This window comes from Alphaproteobacteria bacterium SS10, from assembly GCA_019192455.1.
Lineage (GTDB): Bacteria > Pseudomonadota > Alphaproteobacteria > TMED2 > TMED2 > TMED2.
Genome location: JAHCML010000006.1, coordinates 377,352 through 392,651 on the forward strand (window position 1 = coordinate 377,352; position 15,300 = coordinate 392,651).

General features: G+C 59.1%; 17 protein-coding genes. 10 read left to right on the plus strand and 7 right to left on the minus strand.

Features of this window, described 5'->3' with window-relative positions; all coding sequences use genetic code 11:
* Positions 1-25 precede the first annotated feature (25 nt).
* The 6 genes from recR (at position 26) to KI792_11810 (ending at position 4,979) form a co-directional block, all read left to right on the plus strand.
* Positions 26-619: a recombination mediator RecR gene (gene recR / locus KI792_11785; protein ID MBV6633697.1), complete on the plus strand. Its 594-nt coding sequence runs from the start codon at positions 26-28 to the stop codon at positions 617-619.
* Between the two features lie 23 nt (positions 620-642).
* Positions 643-1,353, plus strand: a complete 711-nt coding sequence (locus KI792_11790) for a pyrimidine 5'-nucleotidase (protein MBV6633698.1) — start codon at positions 643-645, stop codon at positions 1,351-1,353.
* 113 nt (positions 1,354-1,466) lie between these two features.
* Complete coding sequence (gene dapD / locus KI792_11795) at positions 1,467-2,327, plus strand: 2,3,4,5-tetrahydropyridine-2,6-dicarboxylate N-succinyltransferase (protein ID MBV6633699.1); 861 nt, start codon at positions 1,467-1,469, stop codon at positions 2,325-2,327.
* Between the two features lie 3 nt (positions 2,328-2,330).
* The gene (gene dapE / locus KI792_11800; GenBank protein ID MBV6633700.1) at positions 2,331-3,539 is read left to right on the plus strand and encodes a succinyl-diaminopimelate desuccinylase; all 1,209 of its coding nucleotides are present in this window, start codon (positions 2,331-2,333) and stop codon (positions 3,537-3,539) included.
* A 21-nt stretch (positions 3,540-3,560) separates the two neighbouring features.
* Entirely contained in the window at positions 3,561-4,307 is a 747-nt protein-coding gene (locus tag KI792_11805) for a hypothetical protein (GenBank protein MBV6633701.1), read from the plus strand.
* Between the two features lie 33 nt (positions 4,308-4,340).
* On the plus strand, positions 4,341-4,979 hold the full coding sequence (locus tag KI792_11810) for a hypothetical protein (protein MBV6633702.1): 639 nt from the start codon (positions 4,341-4,343) through the stop codon (positions 4,977-4,979).
* Here the strand turns inward: KI792_11810 and KI792_11815 are convergent.
* From KI792_11815 to argB, 6 genes are read right to left on the minus strand one after another with little or no spacing between them, the layout of a single operon-like run.
* Positions 4,976-6,046, minus strand: a complete 1,071-nt coding sequence (locus KI792_11815; GenBank protein MBV6633703.1) for an alcohol dehydrogenase family protein — start codon at positions 6,044-6,046, stop codon at positions 4,976-4,978. The two genes, KI792_11810 and KI792_11815, sit on opposite strands and share 4 nt — an antisense overlap.
* Before the next feature lie 17 nt (positions 6,047-6,063).
* The gene (gene truA / locus KI792_11820) at positions 6,064-6,840 is read right to left on the minus strand and encodes a tRNA pseudouridine(38-40) synthase TruA (protein ID MBV6633704.1); all 777 of its coding nucleotides are present in this window, start codon (positions 6,838-6,840) and stop codon (positions 6,064-6,066) included.
* On the minus strand, positions 6,837-7,763 hold the full coding sequence (gene fmt, locus KI792_11825; protein ID MBV6633705.1) for a methionyl-tRNA formyltransferase: 927 nt from the start codon (positions 7,761-7,763) through the stop codon (positions 6,837-6,839). Before fmt ends, truA begins: the two co-directional genes overlap by 4 nt.
* A 34-nt stretch (positions 7,764-7,797) precedes the next feature.
* Positions 7,798-8,331, minus strand: a complete 534-nt coding sequence (def, locus tag KI792_11830; GenBank protein ID MBV6633706.1) for a peptide deformylase — start codon at positions 8,329-8,331, stop codon at positions 7,798-7,800.
* A gap of 58 nt (positions 8,332-8,389) precedes the next feature.
* Positions 8,390-9,769: a DNA recombination protein RmuC gene (gene rmuC, locus KI792_11835; GenBank protein ID MBV6633707.1), complete on the minus strand. Its 1,380-nt coding sequence runs from the start codon at positions 9,767-9,769 to the stop codon at positions 8,390-8,392.
* The gene (gene argB / locus KI792_11840) at positions 9,769-10,659 is read right to left on the minus strand and encodes an acetylglutamate kinase (GenBank protein MBV6633708.1); all 891 of its coding nucleotides are present in this window, start codon (positions 10,657-10,659) and stop codon (positions 9,769-9,771) included. The genes rmuC and argB overlap by 1 nt, the downstream gene beginning before the upstream one ends.
* A 274-nt stretch (positions 10,660-10,933) precedes the next feature.
* Between argB and KI792_11845 the strand changes: the two genes are divergently transcribed.
* The 4 genes from KI792_11845 to KI792_11860 all read left to right on the plus strand — a co-directional run bounded on the left by KI792_11845 (position 10,934) and on the right by KI792_11860 (position 14,687).
* Positions 10,934-11,677: an aspartate/glutamate racemase family protein gene (locus KI792_11845; GenBank protein ID MBV6633709.1), complete on the plus strand. Its 744-nt coding sequence runs from the start codon at positions 10,934-10,936 to the stop codon at positions 11,675-11,677.
* Entirely contained in the window at positions 11,674-12,675 is a 1,002-nt protein-coding gene (locus KI792_11850; GenBank protein MBV6633710.1) for a hypothetical protein, read from the plus strand. Before KI792_11845 ends, KI792_11850 begins: the two co-directional genes overlap by 4 nt.
* A gap of 113 nt (positions 12,676-12,788) precedes the next feature.
* A complete protein-coding gene (zigA, locus tag KI792_11855) occupies positions 12,789-14,009 on the plus strand; it encodes a zinc metallochaperone GTPase ZigA (protein ID MBV6633711.1) in 1,221 nt (406 codons plus the stop codon).
* Between the two features lie 3 nt (positions 14,010-14,012).
* Entirely contained in the window at positions 14,013-14,687 is a 675-nt protein-coding gene (locus KI792_11860; protein ID MBV6633712.1) for a DUF1826 domain-containing protein, read from the plus strand.
* Here the strand turns inward: KI792_11860 and yihA are convergent.
* Positions 14,684-15,250: a ribosome biogenesis GTP-binding protein YihA/YsxC gene (yihA, locus tag KI792_11865; protein MBV6633713.1), complete on the minus strand. Its 567-nt coding sequence runs from the start codon at positions 15,248-15,250 to the stop codon at positions 14,684-14,686. The two genes, KI792_11860 and yihA, sit on opposite strands and share 4 nt — an antisense overlap.
* Positions 15,251-15,300: the final 50 nt, after the last annotated feature.

Below are 15,300 nucleotides of genomic sequence, written 5' to 3' on the forward strand. Positions count from 1 at the left end.
TGCCCGATACAGACTTTAAGCACTGATGGCCGGACCGGCACTCGACAATCTGATCCAAATCTTGGGCCGCTTGCCTGGGCTTGGCCCACGCTCAGCCCGTCGTGTTGCGCTCGCCCTTCTGCAGAAGCGTGACAGCTTGATGCGCCCGCTAGGCCAGGCGATCTTGTCCGCCGCCGATAGCATTCGCGACTGTCAGATTTGCGGCAATATCGACATCTCAGACCCCTGCTCGATCTGCAGCAATCCCGAACGGGATAACGGCCAGATTTGTGTTGTTGCCAGGGTTAGTGACCTTTGGGCGATTGAACGCACTGGTGCGTTTAAGGGCCGCTATGCCGTGCTGGGCGGCACGCTCTCCGCACTTGATGGCATTGGCCCCGATCAGCTGGGCATTCCTAAGCTGATCGCCAGGGCCTCAGACCCGGCAGTCACGGAGGTCATCCTAGGCCTTAACGCCACCGTCGATGGTCAGACCACCGCCCACTATATCGCCGAGCAATTGGCCGATAGCGGCGCCGAGGTTACCCGCCTCGCCCACGGCATGCCGGTGGGTGGTGAGATGGATTATTTGGATGACGGCACCTTGACGACGGCGCTTAAAGCCCGACGTCGTCAGTAGTCCTTCATCACCGCCTGGCCATCATGACCAACCAATTCGACCATATCGATACCTGGGTCTTCGACCTGGATAACACCCTGTACTCCGCACGCGATGGCGTCTTCGTCCAGGTGCACCGGCGCATGGGTCAGTTCATTGAGGATCGATTTGGCCTAGACCGCGATGCCGCCAAGGCGATGCAGCGCGACTATTTCCATAAGCATGGCACAACCTTGCGTGGCTTGATGACCGAGAAGGGCATTAACCCGCATGATTATCTGGATTTCGTCCATGACATCGATCTGTCAGTGATCGACATGGCGCCGAGCTTAAACGAGGCACTGCAAGAACTGCCTGGCCGTAAGATCATCTACACCAACGCCACCACGCCTTATGCCAGCCGCATTCTGGAGCGGTTGACCATCGACCATCACTTCGACGGTATCTTTGATATCGTGGCAGCGGATTTCGCACCAAAGCCAGATGGCAATGCCTTCGATCAGTTCCTGCGCGATCATAAGGTGACGGCAGGCAGCGCCTGCATGGTTGAGGATATGGCCGTTAATCTTGGCCCGGCAGCTGAGCGGGGTATGACCACGGTCTGGCTGCGTGAAGATCACGGCGATGCCCATCACCACCACATGCCGGGCAAGGGTGAGGTGCCAGCCTATGTCCACCATGTCATCGATGATTTGGAAGTCTGGCTAGCGAAGGTGATTGGCGAGAAACCACATGAGATGGCCGCCAATAGCTAAGCTTATGGGCGAACATATCAGACCGTTTGCAACCGGCTGTTGACTTGGCCCACCCGGCCCGGCACATCTCTCACCAACTATCTGAAACCGATACCGCTTTTAGGGCTATCCCCATGTCTACCGACCAATTGAAGCAGGCGATTGAATCCGCCTGGGACCGCCGCACCACGATCAATGCCGACACCCAGGGCCCCGACCGCACCGCGGTTGAGGATGCGCTGGATGCCATGGATAACGGCACCATCCGCGTGGCCGAACCCGCTGGCACCACCGCCGGTGGCAACTGGCAGGTGAATGAGTGGGTGAAGAAGGCCGTCCTGCTGTCATTCCGCCTGAACCCAACCACCACAATCGGTGGCGGCCCTGGCAATGCCCAGTGGTTTGATAAGGTCCCCTCAAAGTTCGACAACTGGGATCAGGCTAAGTTCACCGAGGCTGGTTTCCGGGCCGTTCCTGGCGCTATCGTCCGCCACGGTTCCTTCATCGATAAGGACACGGTGCTGATGCCCAGCTTCGTGAATATCGGCGCCCATGTTGGCTCTGCCGCGATGATTGATACCTGGGCCACCGTCGGATCCTGCGCCCAGGTTGGTAAGAATGTGCACCTCTCCGGCGGTGCCGGTCTGGGCGGGGTTTTGGAGCCGCTGCAAGCCACCCCGGTGATCATTGAGGATGATTGCTTCATCGGCGCACGCGCCGAGGTTGTTGAAGGCGTGATTGTTGGCCGTGGTGCTGTCGTCTCCATGGGTGTGTTCCTTGGCGCCTCGACCAAGATTGTCGACCGCGCCACCGGCCAGGTGCACCGTGGCCGCGTGCCGCCATACTCCGTCGTTGTGCCCGGCAGCTTGCCTGGCAAGCCACTGCCCGACGGCACACCAGGTCCCGGCCTGTACTGCGCCGTGATCGTCAAAACCGTGGATGAACAAACCCGCGCGAAGACGGCGATCAACGAACTGCTGCGTGGCATCGACTAAGCAATGATCCCCTCCCAGATCGCCGATCAGCTTGATCTTACCGATCCACTGGCGCTGACCCAGGCGCTGATCCGTTGCCGGTCGGTGACCCCGACGGATGACGGTGCGATTGATCTGGTCGCCGGCCTGTTAACGCGTCTTGGCTTCACCTGCCACACCATGACCTTCGGTGAGGGGACTGAGGGAACCAACGCAGCGATCCGCAATCTCTACGCCCGGCGTGATGGCAGTAAGGCCGAAGAGGGCCAATGCTTCGCCTTTGCCGGTCACACCGATGTGGTGCCACCGGGTGATGAGGCCGCTTGGCGCATCCCGCCATTTGATGCGAGCGTGACCGAGGATGGCTGGCTGATCGGCCGAGGTTCCGCAGATATGAAGGGCAATATCGCTGCGTTTATCAGTGCGACCGCCGCCGCTGTTGCCGATGGTACTGCAGATAAAGGCGCCCTTAGCTTCATCATCACAGGTGATGAGGAAGGCCCAGCACTAAACGGCACGACCAAGATCCTCGATTGGATGGCCGACCGGGGTGAGCAGTTCGACCTCTGCTTGGTTGGTGAGCCAACTGGCGTTGAAAAGCTGGGCGATACGATCAAGATCGGCCGTCGCGGATCCTTTACCGCCAAGCTGACGGTGACCGGTGTCCAAGGCCATGTGGCTTACCCCCACCGGGCGGATAACCCGCTGCACCCGCTGGTGCGCATGCTGAACACCCTGGTCGCTGAGCCATTGGATGACGGAACCGAGCATTTCGAGTCCTCAACACTGCAGATCACCACGATCGATGTGGACAATCCGGCCCATAACGTGATCCCCAGCACTGGCACCGCAACCTTCAACAGCCGGTTTAACGACCTACACACAGCAGAGAGCTTGGAAGCAGAAATTCGCCGGCGCCTCGATAGCGTTGGCGTGCCCTATGACCTCTCAATCCGCGTCTCGGCGCACCCATTTCTGACCCAACCTAATGAAGCGATTGCCGCGGTTGTTGGGGCAATTGAAGAGAGCACGGGCTTGCGACCAGAGATGACCACTGGTGGCGGCACTTCTGATGCGCGGTTTATCACCCGTATGGGCCCAGTTTTTGAGTTTGGCCTGATCGGTGACACCATTCATCAGGTTGACGAACGGGTGCCGGCGCACGATCTGCAACGACTAAGTGATGCCTATTACCGGATTATTGAGCGCTTCTTCGCGCTTCCCGCCAACTGACAACCCCGGATAACCAACCCCATGTCCACCAGCACCATCGCTGAGAGTATCCAAGGCGCCTTAATGCTAGCGCGCTTCGACCGGCGTGGGTTGGGCGCCTTTGATGGGTCGAATGCCAGCGCCCGCGCCTCGTTCAATGTGGCGTGGTTCATCATCGGGCTATACGCAATTTCGGCGATCCTGATCAGCGCCACGGTTGTCGACGGCGCCCAGACCATGTCTGAGGTTGCGAGCGCCGAGATTGGTAGTGAGGTTGAGGCACCACCATCCGATCTGTTGATCCGCTTTGGCGCCGTCATGGTGCTGGCCCAGATTGTTGGCTGGCTAACCCTGCTTAGCTTTATGTACGGCTTCCTTGGCAAGGGTGGCTTACAGCATCGCTATGCCACCGCGGTTGCCGCCTATAACTGGACCCTGTTATGGCGCCGGGCGGTTGAGCTTCTGCCGATCATGATGGGGGTTGCCGGGCTTGGCGGCAGTATTGGCCTGATCTACCTCGCCGTTAGCGCTTACAGCATCTACTACCTCTACTTCACCCTGAAGGCCGCGCTGGAAGAGCACGGTTTTGAGGCCGCCATGATTGTGCTGGCCGAGATTGGCCTGAACCTGGTGATGCCCGCCGCCGCCCTGCTTGCCCTAAGCCTCGCCTATTTCGGCACCTCAGATGTTCAGCAGCTGTTTGAAGCCTTGCCGCGCACCGGGATGGATGTTGGACCGGGTGTCCCCTCAATGCTTGATGATCCAGGGCAAAGCGGCACGGGTAACTAGGCTCTGACGCCTAGTCAGCGTAGTATCAAAGCCATGCAACATGATGGCGAAGCACGACTATCCCTGCTTGGTGCGCTAAGGCTGCTGCGGTTCAAATCCGATGGTATTGGCCTGTTTAGCGGCACGCCAGAGGCTGCCCGCCGATCCTTCCGACAAACGCTCCCATTACTGCTGATGGGCATGATCGCCCTTGCCATGCTGCGCCCGGTCGATATCGCGCCCGTAACGGCGAGTGAGGCAGAGCTCGTGCTGGCCTTCACCGCAACGGAGGCGGCCAGGGGCACCCATCTGGGCCATTGGATTGGCACCTGGATCGCTGCCGAATTGATGAAGTGGTTTGGCTTCCTCGTCGCCGTTCATGCCCTGATGCGGGTGATGGATCACGGCACCCACTTCCCACGCTTCGTCCAGGTCTTTAATTGGATGATGGTGGTCCGGCTAATGGTTCTGCTGGTCCCGCAATTCCTAGTACTGGCGGGTGTTTTCGCGCTTGAGGAAGGGCGCGGCGGCGTGGTGATCGTCTACTTCCTCGCCCTTGCCTATCAATGGTTTGGCTATCGAACAGCGCTGGAAATCCCCGGCTCGCTGGCTATCGCCCTGATCATCGTTGAGACGGTGATGTCGGTCTATATCGGCAGCTACGCCTACAGCATCCTGCTCACCTATCGCTAGGCGCTATCCAAGCCCGGCGGGATCAGCACGAAGTTGCCCATGTGCTTTTTCTCTAAGAACTCACGCTGGGCATCGGCGATGTCGGCAAGCGGGAAGGTCTTGGCCAGCAGGGGCTTAATCTCCCCCCGCTCGATATAGCCAACCAGATCGGGAAAAACGGGTTCATCCCAGCCAGTGCTGCCGAAAAGCGTGATGTCCTTCAGGTACATATCGCGCATATCGAGATCGACGATCGGCCCGGCAATGGCACCGGAGGAGGCATAACGCCCACCGCGTGCCAGGACTTTGAGCATGGCGGGAAAGCCCGGCCCGGCCACATTGTCGATGACCACACTGACGCTTTGCTCGCCCAGTTCGGCAACCAAATCAGCGCCACGCTCGATAACATGATCCGCCCCGATTGCACGCACCGCCTCAAGCTTTGACGCACCGGCGATTGCCGTCACCTTGGCGCCGCGACGTTTAGCCAGCTGTACGGTGGCCGACCCCACGCCGCCAGAGGCACCAGCCACCAACACATGATCATCCCCACCAACCGACGCACGGTGTAGCATCGTCTCAGCCGTGCCATAGGCGCATGGGATCGTGGCCAACTCGGCATCCGACCAATCACACTCAACGGCAAATACCTCGCTCGCTGGTACCTTCACATACTGGGCGAAGGCACCATCGAAGTCAGAGGCCATCCAGATATTGTCAAAGCTGTCGAAGCCGTTGGGGCGCATGCAGGCACGAACAATCACCCGCTTGCCCAACAGGTTTGGATTACCGGCATCGCCCACCTGCTCAACTAGACCACAGCAATCGGTGCCCTGAATAATCGGGAAGGGTGTCGCCTCATTCCAACCGCCATCACCATCGACCGTTGGTGCATCACTGGATGCCTCATCGGTGCTGCCGGTAACGCTGGATGAGTACCAACCAAGACGGGTGTTGATCTCAGTGTTATTCACCCCGGCGGCCAGCACCTTTAGCAGCACCTCATGCGGTTCAATGACCGGGACGGGAACCTGCTTGGCATCAAGCTTTTCGTAGCCACCATTGCCAGTGGTCACGATGGCAAACATCGTCTCTGGGATCGTCATCAATACATCGCCCTGACAAAGTAGAGACCGTCAGAAGGGGCGGTTTGACCGGCCGCACTGCGATCCTTCGCCCCCAGGATTTTCTTCATCTCCGCAGGCTGAAAACGACCGGTACCGAAGTCCCGGAGTGTACCGACCATGTTGCGGACCTGATGATGCAGGAACGAGCGGGCCTCTGCCTCAATCCAGATCTCCTCACCCCGCTTTGACACGTCCAATCGGTCCAATGTCTTCTCAGGCGATTTTGCCTGGCAGTGGGTTGCCCGGAAGCTGGTGAAATCATGATGGCCAATCAGATGTTTTGCCGCCTCAACCATCGCCTCAACATCAAGCGGAGCACCCAGATGCCAGACCCGGCCCACATCCAGGCCCGGCGGGGCGCGGCGGTTTAGGATGCGATATTGATAGGCACGTCCCTTGGCGGATAGGCGGGCATGAAACGCGTCATCAACCTGCTCTGCCGTCAGTACGGCAATCGGTGCCTCACCCAGATGGAAGTTGGTGGCATCACGCACAGCCTTGGCATCATAGCGGGGGGGCAAATCCACATGCGCCACCTGCCCCAGCGCATGAACCCCGGCATCAGTACGCCCACACACATAGAGATCTGGCGCCTCGCCACTGACGAATTTCGCCATGGCGGCCTCAAGCTCACCCTGGATGCTGGGTCCGTGTTCTTGCCGCTGCCAGCCGAGGTAGTTGCCACCATCATATTCAATGGTCAGCTTCCATCGCTGTAACGGCTCTGATGGCTCTGACGGCTCTTCGGCACTCATGATAGGCGGTCGCCGACGGTCAGGGTCTTCATACCGTTCCAGAAGGCGGCACCATCAACCGCCGCCTTGCCGGGGCGTTGTAGTTGATCAAGCTGCAGGGCGGTGCCGTCAGCGCAGGCGACCACCGGTGCTTTATCCAGGATCGTGCCCGGTTCAGCACCCGCCTTACCATCGGCGAGGCTAGCAGCCAGGACCTTGACCCCCTTCTCACCGATCGTGGCCTTACTACCCGGCCAGGGGCGGAAGGCACGGATGCGGCGCTCAATCTCTTTGGCCGGTAGGGACCAATCGATCTCGCTCTCCGCCTTCTCCAGCTTGGCGGCATAGGTTACGCCGTCATCCGGTTGCGGCGTATGGATCAAGCGGTTGGCATTCAAAAGCTCCAACCCCTCAACCATCATTTTGGCACCCATGGCCGATAGGCGATCATGGAGTGTGCCCGCATCATCATCGAGGGTGATCGGCGTGGCCTCGACCATCAGCATGGCGCCGGTGTCCAGCCCCTCATCCATCTGCATGATGGTGATGCCGGTTTCCGTATCACCGGCCTCAATCGCCCGCTGGATCGGGGCGGCCCCACGCCAACGCGGCAGTAGCGAGGCATGAATGTTAAAGCAGCCGTGTTTCGGCGCCTCTAAAATCTCCTTGGGCAGGATCAGGCCATAGGCGACCACCACTGCCGCATCCAGGTTCAGGGCGGCAAACTCAGCCTGGGCCTCTTCATTGCGCAAGCTGACCGGCGTGCGCACTTCAATCCCCGCCCCCAACGCTGCCGCATGAACCGGGGACGGTTGTTCCTTATGCCCACGGCCAGATTTACGTGGCGGCTGGGAGTAAACACAGGCCACATCGTGTTTGGCATTGATCAGGGCGCGGAGGGCCGTGACGGAGAAGTCCGGCGTACCCATGAAAGCGATGCGCATGTGATGTCCCTATTGGTTGGGTTAACCGCCAGCCTTAGCCTTCGGCGTACTCATCACTTGGATGCGTCTTCATGTATTTCTGCGCCTTCTTGATCAGCATGTTCTTGCGCAGCTTTGACAGGTAATCGACGAACAGCACACCGTCGAGGTGGTCCATCTCATGCTGGATGATCGTGGCCAGCATGCCCTCACATTCGATCTCGTGGCTCTTGCCCTCTTCATCGAGGAACTTGACCGCGACCTTGGCCGGGCGTTCGATCTCGGCATATTGCTCAGGGATGGAGAGGCAGCCTTCATTGAAGCTGCTCTTTGCCTCTGATGCCCAGACGATCTCTGGATTAATGATCTTGAAGGGCTGGGGCTCTTCCCCCTCATCGGCGGGGTCGAGGACCAGAATACGCTCCATAATCCCAACCTGCGGACCAGCAAGGCCAATGCCTGGCGCCTTGTACATGGTGTCGAGCATATTCTCGAGCTGCTGGCGATGTTCATCCGTGACATCAGCAACAGGCTTACATCTCTCGCGCAGGCGACGGTCGGGAACGGTAACAATCGGAAGAAGGGCCATGGCTCAAAGCTAGCTGGTGTGAAAACCTAGCCAACACCTAACGTTTTCGGGCGTCAGGTCAAGATTGGTTCGCGGCGATTCCGGTCTCGGTGAACTCTTCCGCCTGCAGGTCGCGGGGTGTTGCCTCAATCTGCTCGATGGCCAGCGGCTGTTCATGCTGATCTTCTACCAGCCCCTGAAGCTCACCCATCTTACGGGCGGCGGGCATCACGCTGCGGTCGAGCGAGCCGACCATGGCGTTGTAATCCTTCACCGCACCATCGAGGCGCTTACCGACCTTGTTTACATGCCCCGCCATGGTGCCGAGACGGTCATAAAGGACCTTACCCTGGGCTGCGATCTCCCGCGCGCTCTCGGCCAACTGCTCTTGCCGCCAGCCAAAATGGACGGCGCGTAGTAGGGCCAGAAGCGTGGTTGGGGTCGCAATGATCACCTGCTGCTCCATGCCCTCGGCGATCAGCTCGGGCTTATGGTCGAGCGCGATCGAGAAGTAATGCTCACCAGGCACAAACATGACGACGAATTCCGGGCTGAAATCGAGGGCATTCCAATACGCCTTCTTGCCCAGATCCTTCACATGCTTGGCCACCGCATTGGCATGGGCTGCGTAATAGCTCTCACGGGTCGCTTCTTCCGAATGCTCGGCGGCGTTTAGGAACGCCTCCAACGGCACCTTGGCATCGACGGCAATGCGTTGCCCACCGGGTAGGCGGATAACCATATCGGGCTGCTGGCGCCCCGCCTCGGTCTCCATCGAGGTTTGCTCGTGGAAATCGACATGGGAGAGCATGCCCGCCATCTCAACCACACGTTTGAGCTGCAGCTCACCCCAGGCGCCACGGGCCTTGGGTGCGCGCAGCGCCGTGGTCAGTTTCCGGGTCTCGTCACGTAAAACCTGGTGCTGCTCGCCCATCGCGGTGACCTGCTGGCGGAGGGACTGGTAGGCACCCTCCCGCTCTTTCTCGAGCTGGGTCAGCTGGTCCCGCATTTGGGACAGGTTTTCCTGCACTGGTTTTACGAGAGCGGCGATAGCTTCCTGCCGCTTATCGAGGTCGTTGCCGCCCTCGCTCTGCAATTGCTTGAACCGTTGCTCGGCGACCTTGAGGAACTCATCGGTGCTGCCCTTGAGCGCCTTACCGGCCAGGGCTTCAAAGGTGGAGGTCATGTTGCGCTGGGCCATGTCGAAGGCCTTTTGCTGCGCCTCCGCCTCAGCGCCCAGCTTGGCATTGCGGGCTTCAAGCTGGCTGATATTGGTCTTCAGGCTGTCGTTCTCGCCCGTCAGCTTATCCCGCTCAACCGAGACAGCCTCCGCCTGTCGCTCCAATTCCCCATGCCGCGCCTTCCAACGCGAGGTTGCGGCATAGGCCACCAGACCGCCAGCGGCCAAACCGGCACCGAGGCCAACCAGTACGGAAATCAGATCGACATCCAGCTCCATCAATCCCTCACAATTAGCGTTCCGGAACCACCTTCGGTGAAAATCTCTAGCAACAGCGTGTGCGGCGTGCGGCCATCCAGGATCACGGCGGCCTCACCACCTGCCTCAATTGAGGCGATGCAAGTTTCGATCTTGGGGATCATGCCGCCAGAGATCGTGCCATCCTTGATGTAGCTGCGGGCCTCACTGATGGTCATTTGCTTGATCAGCTTCTTATCCTGATCGAGCACACCCGGCACATCGGTCAGCAGCAGCAGGCGCGCGGCACCAATCGCACCCGCAACAGCACCGGCCGCCGTATCGGCATTGATGTTTAGGGTCTCACCCTCTGGCCCGATACCAATCGGTGCGATCACCGGGATCAGGTTTGAGCGCTCAAAGATTGAGAGGATTTCCGGGTCGACCTGGGCTGGCTCACCCACGAAGCCCAGATCCATGATCTTCTCAATATTACTGTCGGTGTCGCGAGTGGTGCGGCGCAGGCGCTCGGCCCGGATCATGGTGCCGTCCTTACCGCAGATGCCGACAGCCTTACCGCCCGCGGCATTAATCGAGGCCACCACCTGCTTGTTGATGGAACCGGCCAGGACCATCTCGACCACATCAACGGCGGCCTTATCGGTGACCCGCAGGCCATCGACGAACTCACTCTCAATTCCGACACGGTCGAGCATCTTGCCGATCTGTGGGCCACCGCCATGGACCACCACCGGGTGGATGCCGATCTGCTTCAGCAGGACGATATCTCGGGCGAACTGATCGCCCAGCTCCACATCGCCCATGGTGCTGCCGCCATATTTGACGACGAAGGTCCGCTTGGCGTAGCGGCGCATATAGGGCAGCGCCTCGGAGAGCACGCGTGCCTTGGCAAGTGGGTCCATGTCTTTCATCGCCGCTTCTTTGGCTGCGGCAAGCTTGTCATCATCGGTCATCGTATTGGCCACGCATCTGTTGGCGTCGGGTTGAGCCAGCCACCAACCTACAAGCCGGTAAGCGGCGGCGGCAAACATGGGCTGAATAGCTGGGTTGCGAGCACCGATCTATGGGCGTTCCAGGATGGCGGCTATGCTGCGCTTAGAAATCAGCACCCGGATTTCAAAGATTTTGAAGCTGCGATTCGGGGGTAAGCGAGACTTAAGGCTGGATGACATGACGAAGACACCAATCAAAACAATCGGCGTCATTGGCGGGATGAGCTGGGAAAGCACCGTCACCTATTACCAGCACCTCAACCGCCTAGTTCGCGAACGCCTCGGCGGCCTCCACTCCGCGAGCGTGATCCTAAACTCGCTCGAGTTTAAAGAGATCGCGGACTATCAAATGGCTGGCGATTGGGACAACGCGACCCGCCTGATGGTCGAGGCAGCGCAGAGCCTTGAGCGTGCTGGCGCCGACTGCCTGATCATCGCCACCAACACGATGCACAAGAGTGCGGATGCCGTGACGGCGGCGGTCAACATCCCGCTGATCCACATCGCCGATGTGACCGCAGCCGCGATTAAACAAGCGGGGTGTAAGCGTCCACTCCTCCTCGCCACCCGGTTTACGATGGAGCAGGACTTCTATCGCGGTCATCTGCGCGACCATCACGGGATTGAGGTTGCCGTGCCGAATGAGGCCGACCGTGAGACCGTGCACCGAATTATTTATGAAGAACTTTGCCAGGGGGTGGTCGAAACTTTCTCACGCGATGCCTATCTGCAGGTCATCAATCGCGAAATCGCGGCTGGCGCTGACGGCGTCATTTTTGGCTGCACTGAGATCGGCCTCCTCCTGTCCCCTCAAGATCTCCCTGGGGACCCACCCGTCACCGCCTTTGATACCACCCGCCTCCATGCCGAGGCCGCCGTGGAATTTGCCCTCGATTTCGCCCATAAAAACCGAAGCTCGAAAGCAATTTCCGCATGAATGATTATCTGAAAACCCTCGGCAAAAAAAGCAATTTCCGCATGAATGATTATCTGAAAACCCTCGGCAAAAAGAGCTTAAGCACCTTCTGGGCGCTGGCCAAAATCATGCTGCCCGTCATGGTTCTGGTCCGTATCGGCGAGCAGCTTGGCGCCACCGAATGGCTGGGTGAGGTACTGGTCCCCGTGGTTGGGTTGGTCGGCCTGCCAGCAGAGGCTGGGCTGATCTGGGCCATCACCCTGTTAACCGGCACCTATGGTGGGATGGGGGCTTATCTGACCCTTATGCCCGGCATGGATATGACCGTGGCCCAGCACAGTATCCTCTGCGCCATGATGTTGATCGCACACGCCATCCCGGTTGAGGCGGCGATCATCCAGCGAGCCGGGGCAAACTTCCTCGTCACCTCCTTCATTCGCATTTTTGGCGCCCTGCTCTTTGGCTTCATCACCTGGCAGATCTGTCAGGCGACCGGCTGGCTCGCTGAGCCGTTCATGCTGACCTGGGTGCCAGAGATTGGCGGCAGTGTCGGCTGGGTTGAGTGGGCGATTGGTACCGTCAGCTCCATGGCAACGATCCTGGGCATTATCGTCGTGCTGTTCATCCTGCTGGATGTGTTGGAGAAGATCGGCGTGATCGGTTGGTTCACCCGCAGCCTTGAGCCCCTGCTCAAGATCATCGGCATTGATCCGCGACTAGCGCCGGCAACCACCATCGGCCTGATGCTTGGCATTACCTATGGCGGTGGGCTGCTGATCCAGGCCGCGCAGGAGCACCCGGTGGGACCGCGGGCAAAGCTGCTGGCCATGTCCCTACTCTGTCTTTCCCACGGCATTATTGAGGACACGCTGTTCTTCCTCGCCTTTGGGGCGGACATCTGGATCATCTTGGTTGGGCGGGTTGCCTTTACCCTGGTGTTCATCGCCTTCATGGCCTGGATGCTACGTATCTGGCCAACCCCGCAGGGGCAGCTAGCCACCGAACAACCGGGCGCTTAAACGGCTTTGAAAATCTTTCAACAGCGGGCCTTGTTTATCCTTGGCGCCTGCCAAAATGTTATCATACAACAACTGTTACATTATAACATTTTGCGACGTTGGGACGGCTTGGCATGACGGATTCACGGCTACCGGTAACGGTTCTCTCTGGCTTTTTGGGTGCCGGTAAAACCACGCTGATGAACCATATCCTGAACAATCGTGAGGGCCTGCGGGTCGCCGTGATTGTCAACGATATGAGCGAGGTGAATATCGACGCCAACCTGATCAAGGAAGGCGGCGCCAACCTCTCCCGGACCGAAGAAACCCTGGTTGAGATGTCGAATGGCTGTATCTGCTGCACCCTCCGCGATGATCTTCTGGCTGAGGTGACCCGCCTGGCTGAAGAGAAGCGCTTCGATTACCTGCTGATTGAGAGCACCGGTATTTCCGAGCCACTGCCAGTGGCCACCACCTTTGATTTCCGTGATGAGGATGGTGTTAGCCTAGCCGATGTCTCACGCCTCGACACCATGGTGACCGTGGTGGATGCGGTGAACCTGCTGAACGATTTCGGCTCTACCGATTTCCTCGCTGATCGGGGTGAGAATTTGGGTGAGGAGGATGACCGCACCCTGGTTGATCTGCTCGTCGATCAGATTGAGTTCGCCGATGTCATCATCCTGAACAAGATCGACACCGCGACGGAAGAGCAGCGGGATGCCGCCCTCAAAATCATCGCCTCCCTGAACCCATCGGCGAAGCTGATCCAAACCAGCCAGAGCCAGGTGAACCTGAAAGAGGTCTTGGACACCGGTAAGTTCGACCTTGAAAAGGCGCAAGAGCACCCGCTCTGGTTCAAAGAGCTCTATGGCTTTGCCGACCACGTGCCGGAGACGGAAGAGTATGGGATCGGCAGCTTTGTCTACCGCGCCCGCCGCCCGTTTGACCCGCAGCGCTTTTTTGACTTCCTGCAGAAGGATTGGCCCGGCGTTATCCGTGCCAAGGGGCTTTTCTGGCTCGCGACCCGTGATGCCTTTGTCGGCGATCTAAGCTGGGCCGGCGCCATTGTTCGGCATGAGCCCATGGGCTTCTGGTGGGCGGCCGTGCCAATGAACCGCTGGCCACAGGATGAGGGCTGGAAGCGCACCATCTCCCAGTATTGGGACCCAATCTATGGTGACCGCCGACAAGAGCTGGTGTTTATCGGCAGCGGCATTGATCAAGAAGAAATCACCGCCGCGTTGGATGCCTGCCTCGTCGATGTTGAAGATGCGATGAAGTTCGACCCAGAAGACTGGAAAGACCTCAAAGACCCATTCCCGCGTTGGGTCCTTGGACAACAGGCAGCCTAAGCCATGTCCGCATCAGCCATCGCGTTTGAGGCCGCTAACTCATCAATAGCCCCGACCCGCGAGGTGGCGATTGATAAGGACCCGTCCGTCTTACGGTCGATTAACCACCCCCGAACCAGCATGGCGGTTTGGGAACGATCACACGATCTAAGTGTTGCCGGGCTCGGCCGCCAGTTGCGTGCCTTAGCGGCGGAGCAGACGCCCCATGGCCGCTTTGTCGCCCGGGCTGATGAGATCGGCATGATGCTGGAGGAATGCTATCAGCAACCCGCTGACAGCGATGAGGCAACGCAAACACGCCAGGCGCTAGCCAATGACATGACCCATCTCGCCGAGATGTTTCAGGGCATTACGAAATCTAAGTTTCTGGATGTGCGCATTCAGCTGGTGCGCAGTGATGCCTGCCGGTTTTGGCACCGCGATAGTGTCGATTATCGCCTGCTCTGCACCTATTACGGTCCAGGCACCCAATGGGTGAACCCAGAGCTAGGCGCCGAGGTGTTGGCCGAACGGGATAGTTGGAGTGGCCCCTGCCACGACATGATGGCAGGTGACGTCAGCCTGTTCGCCGGATCCTGTGCCATGGGTAAGACCGGCATCGTCCATCGCTCCCCACCGATTAAGGCGCAAGGCAAGACCCGCCTTGTCCTGTGCATCAATACCCGCTCAGACGGTTAAACAGCCAACATCGTGAGACTGGCCCGAATATCATCGAGGCCGATGCCCTTCTCTGAGCTGGTGGCAATCACCTCAGGATGCGCAGCCGGGTGCTTCACCAGGCGCGTCTTGGTCTGCTCTAGGCACTTCTCAAGCTCGCTCGCTTTGATCTTATCGATCTTGGTCAGGATTACCTGATACGGCACGGCGGATTGGTCGAGCAGTTTGAGGATGTCGGTGTCCCGATCCTTAATCCCATGGCGGCTATCGATCAGAACGCAAACCCGGCGCAGTGGCACGCGGCCCCGCAGATACTCTTTCAGCATCGCGGTCCAGGCCTCAACCACCGGCTTCGGCACCTTGGCATAGCCATAGCCCGGCATATCAACCAGCCGCAGCTGGCCACCCAAATCGAAGAAGTTCAGCGACTGGGTCCGGCCCGGTGTGTTTGAGGTGCGGGCAATCGTGCTGCGCCCGGTCAGCGCATTGATCAGGCTGGATTTGCCCACATTGGAGCGGCCAGCAAAGGCAATCTCTGGCAGGCTTTCGGCCGGTAGCTGATCGAGGGACACCACGCTCAACATAAAGTCGCAAGGCCCGGCAAACAGCTTACGGCCCGTGGCCTTTGCCTCGT